A 397-nucleotide genomic window follows, 5' to 3' on the forward strand; every position below is an offset into this window, starting at 1 on the left:
TGAGGCACCCCCGGGCAGGCCGGATCACTTGTTGGATTGTTAGCTCGTCTTCCTCGACGACCGGTCGAAATTCATAATAATTCCCCCATGCGTCCATCCCGCCCCGCAGGTTGACCGCCTTGTATCCCAGACGGCGCAACCCTTCAGCGACGAGGGCCGAAGCTCCGCCTTTTGCACAAACCGCGACGATTGTTCGGTCCTTTGGCAGCCGGTCTGACCAATTTTTCTCGGCGTAAGCGGCGACTCCTTGGGCCAAATCTTCCTCATCCGCGTCTTCCAGCAGTTCAAAGTACGGTACATGGATGGCCGGAATCTCGCCGCGCCCCTCGATCCGCCAGTTTTCAAAATCTTCCCGATTGCGGACATCCACAAAAAACAGTTTTTCCTCATTATCCAG

1 protein-coding gene is annotated in these 397 nt (G+C 56.2%); it reads right to left on the reverse strand.

From position 1 onward, the window contains the following. Positions 1-397 (reverse strand): rhodanese-like domain-containing protein (locus RZO55_RS02140; RefSeq protein ID WP_318062661.1); only part of this gene is annotated, 397 nt, incomplete at both ends.

Source organism: Clostridium boliviensis (genome assembly GCF_033342255.1).
In the GTDB taxonomy this organism is placed as follows: Bacteria; Bacillota; Clostridia; order Lachnospirales; family Lachnospiraceae; genus Lacrimispora; species Lacrimispora boliviensis.